Origin of the sequence: Acinetobacter sp. C15 (assembly GCF_013420645.1) — a bacterium.
Lineage (GTDB): Bacteria > Pseudomonadota > Gammaproteobacteria > Pseudomonadales > Moraxellaceae > Acinetobacter > Acinetobacter indicus.
Genome location: NZ_VOXR01000088.1, coordinates 1 through 3,953, shown reverse-complemented (window position 1 = coordinate 3,953; position 3,953 = coordinate 1). Strand labels below are relative to the sequence as shown.

At 45.1% G+C, this 3,953-nt stretch carries 3 protein-coding genes and 2 pseudogenes; all 5 read right to left on the bottom strand.

Annotation, left to right across the window (positions count from 1 at the left end; translation table 11 throughout):
* Positions 1 to 144: 144 nt before the first annotated feature.
* Positions 145 to 468, bottom strand: a complete 324-nt coding sequence (locus tag FTT63_RS14980) for an RnfH family protein (RefSeq protein WP_005179774.1) — start codon at positions 466 to 468, stop codon at positions 145 to 147.
* Positions 468 to 1,550, bottom strand: a complete 1,083-nt coding sequence (locus FTT63_RS14975) for a hypothetical protein (RefSeq protein ID WP_168407550.1) — start codon at positions 1,548 to 1,550, stop codon at positions 468 to 470. The genes FTT63_RS14980 and FTT63_RS14975 overlap by 1 nt, the downstream gene beginning before the upstream one ends.
* Before the next feature lie 166 nt (positions 1,551 to 1,716).
* Positions 1,717 to 2,172, bottom strand: a complete 456-nt coding sequence (locus FTT63_RS14970; RefSeq protein ID WP_005179777.1) for a bacteriohemerythrin — start codon at positions 2,170 to 2,172, stop codon at positions 1,717 to 1,719.
* Positions 2,173 to 2,428: 256 nt separating this feature from the next.
* A pseudogene (locus FTT63_RS14965) lies at positions 2,429 to 3,278 on the bottom strand (class II glutamine amidotransferase).
* A gap of 86 nt (positions 3,279 to 3,364) precedes the next feature.
* A pseudogene (locus FTT63_RS14960) lies at positions 3,365 to 3,826 on the bottom strand (GNAT family N-acyltransferase); the annotation flags it as partial.
* Positions 3,827 to 3,953: the final 127 nt, after the last annotated feature.

Sequence of the window (3,953 nt, the reverse complement as noted above, 5' to 3'; positions counted from 1 at the left end):
AATGGAGAAATCTAATCGGTATGTTATACCTGAGAGAAGAGTGAGGAGTTATCCAAGGGTTGTAAAAGGAAAACCTCAAAAATACCCAAGAAAAAGCCAGTCAATCTCTTAACTGACTGGCATTACCTCAGTGAGGGGTTTTTCTTATGAACTCAATTGCTTAAAGCGATTGCCTTTGGCATAGCGGCCCACCGGGTTTTTCGCTGCTCGTTTGCGGCGGATATCTTTCGGATTAATGGTCAGCGGCCGGTAAATCTCGACCCGGTCACCCGGTTGCAGTGGCTGCTGCGCATCGGTTAAACGGCTACCAAAAATTCCCAGTTGCAGCGGTTCAGGCAAACTGACCTGTTCGCTAATCCCGCTCTGCTGAATCGCATCCAGCGCAGTCATGCCATTTTGATACGGCACTGCCAGATGAAACTGCTGTTCGGCTGAGGCAAAAGCCACCCAGACATACTGCGCAGTCATCAGAACATTTGTCCAATCACGGCCAGCAGCGCAGCAATAATTGCCAGTGGCAAGACAATACGGATGGCAATACGCCACAGGTTATAAAAGGCTTCACTGCTGAAGTTCATGGATTTACGCAAATGACTGATTTTCATGATCCAACCGGCGAAAATCGCATAAATCAGACAAATCACCAGGCCCCAGATCATCAGCAGCGGATTTAACACACTGGCCAGACCTGGAATGGCCCAGATCAACGTGGCTGCCAGCAGAATGATCCATTGAATTGCCACTGCAATCTGACGCTGTGCCAACTGTTCACGTGCCAGTTGCAGGATCAGTGCAGCAGCCATCACCACAGCAAAAGCCAGCGCAAAAGCGGGTAGCTGAGCAGTCGCGGCAAAGAAAGCAAAGGCAACCACGGCCAGTAATTGCGCCAGCCAGATCGGGAACACGGTTTTGGTCGCCACCTGTTGCTGTTGTACCGCCGGCAAACTGGTTTGCCAGTACAGACCCAGACCTAGGCCACTGGCCACCAACGCCAGTACTGTGGCATTGCCCCACTCGCCAAACTCAAGCGCGGTCATTTGCCATTCAGCAACCGGAGCACCCATCACTTGCGCCAGAATAAAGGCAGCAATCACACCGACCGCAGTCAGGCCAAGCAGCAGCAGACGCGAAATAAAAGACAATGCCAGGGCAACCAGTGCCAAGCCAATAAAAATCCACAACGGTAGAATCGTTGGCAGTGCCAGCTGGGTCAGCATTTGGCTGACATTAAACAGCATCGCGCCTGCTAAAAATGGAATAAACACCGCGGCCAGCCAGCCCACCAGACGCCACTGTGCAGAGGCATCGGCATCACGGGTCAAACTGGATAGAGCCTGCAAGGCTGTAGTTTTTGAGCGCTTGGCCAGCGCAATTTCCATATAGGTCAATGGCAAGGCCAGCACCAGCATGGTACCCAACCACAGCAACCAGAAGTCCAGTTGACGTTCCAGCTGAATGCCAGTGACCGGTGCCAGTGTGGCAATCAGAATAAATGATAAACAAAATGCCATCAGCGGCGATAACCATCGTGACATAGCATTGTCCTGCATGATGCTTTCCTAATAAAAATCTATCGCTATTTTGCCCTTGTCACCCGGGAAAATCAAAAACTAAAAAAGAAAAAGCAAACCATTGCCATCAATGGTTTGCTGCGCTAGTTTTTAGTCCAATATTGTTGTTCTCTGGTTTTATTAATTGTGCAGTAATTTATTCTGTTTATGAGAAGAAACGGGCAAACCAGTTTTTACCTTTTTTCTTTTCTTTTTCCTGAATAATACCCATCATATTTTCTTTTACAGCGCCAACATAATCTGCATCATCATGCTGAATATGGTTAATTAACCATTTTGACAACACTTCGTGCAGTTCTCCTTCAATGGAATGCCCCATTTCAAAGCGTTCACGATACGACTCGATTTTTTTAATAAATAAGTCATGTACGCGTTTATGTGGTACGCGGTATTTATAACCGGCTTCTTCTTGTAAAGATTCTTCAAAGGTAAAATGAGACTGGGTATAGTCAATAATATTATCGAGAATCTGTTTAATACGGGCACGATCGGTATTTTCACCAATCTCGACAATTTCGTTAATATAATCAAGAATACGTTTATGTTGGTCATCAATCACATCGATGCCAGTATTATATTCTGGAATCCACTTCATTTTCATACGACCACCCCTGAATCAAATGATTTATAAGCTTTGAGCATAGTAGCCATATTTAATTTAAAATAAAAATGAAGTGATTTACTTGGGATTCCTGTTTCTGCCAAAAAATTCACACAAACCCTTGTTTTATAATGTTTATATTATTTTAACCTGAGCAAAAGAGTCAGTTATTATTTAACCGTTTTATTATTTTCTGCCGTATTTTTAGACTTAAATAAAATACGGCACTATTTAAAATAAAATATACAACAGTAGATTAATATTGATCGGCGCGGGTAATCCGTTTTAATTCCGGATTCAGACGTTCTTTTTCCAAACGTTCAATATAAGTCAGCTGTTTTCTGATCGGCTGTCCCTGCTGGAATAAAATCATTTCGCCGGGGCTAAAAGCCTGCCAAGGTTTCATTTTGAGTCAACGGTTCAGTGGTAATCACCGCCACCCGATCTTCCGGTGTGGTAACCTGGCTAAAATCGACCTCGACATCAATATCAATTAATTGTGCCGGTTTAAACGGGTATTCACGCACCAGCCAGTGCAGTTTGGTGGTGGCATAGCTAAACAGCGCCTGACCATTAGACAGACAGAAGTTAAAGGTGCCATGCTCGGCAATTTTCGGGGAAATTTCGGTCAGCAGTTCAAAGAGCTGCTCTAAAGACGGTTCCACAAAACCGAATTTCAGTACCATCTGATCGAGCAAATAACAGAATGCCCGCTCGCTATCGGTATTGCCCACCGGGGTAAAATGACCGCTTAAGGCTGGATCAAAATGGTGTAAATCGCCATTATGGGCAAAAATCCAGTGGCGTCCCCACAGCTCCCGAATAAAGGGATGGGAATTTTCCAGGGTAATTTTGCCTTGCGTGGCTTTGCGAATATGCGCAATCACATTGCGTGATTTAATCGGATAGTTGCGTACCAGCTCGGCAATGGGCGATTCCACTGCCGACTGGTTATCGACAAATAAGCGGCAGGCCTTGTCTTCAAAAAAGGCGATGCCAAAACCATCACTATGGTCGGAAGTTATGCCAGCACGTTGTGAAAAACCACGAAATGAAAAGGTAATATCAGTAGGTGTTGCACAATTCATTCCGAGTAACTGGCACATACAGGACTTCAACATCTGATTAAAACTGCATTTATTGTGCATGACTCTGTCAGGCCATGCAAATCACAATCGCTGCAAAGTTTTATTTATTCCACAATGTGGCGGGTATTTTTCTTGAGTACCATCTTTTTTAGCACCTGGTTCATTTCGACAAAGACAAAATAATCCAGACAGTTAAACTCCTGATCATAATAGGCTTCGGTGGACAGTTTGCCCTGCATTTTCAGGTAAATATCAAACAGCTTGGGAATCCGGCCCTGTTTCAGCGAAGTCATTTCAGAGGCCTGTGGAATATACACCTGTTTCGAGGCAATGTTACAGCGCTGCTGTTCGCTTAACTGCTGGATATACTGATGGGTATGATAGGCACGCGCTTCATTGCCTTCTAAACGCACACTGACACAGCCAATCAAATAACGGGCTTTCATGCTCCAGAGTACTTTCGGCACCAGATTCAGCCATAAAATGGATAGAGCTTTACCGGCCCGATGCCGTGGATGCACGCAGGTACGGCCAATTTCCACAATATTGTTGAGATGCTTTAATTGCTGTTCCTTAAAATGTATTCAAACATACTCAAGGACTAATTCGCACTCTGTTAATGTCTTGTTGCCAAGCGTGTAACTAGAGCCTGAGTCGGTCAGTTCCGACTTGTAGCGGTCAGTCCGTTCTTGC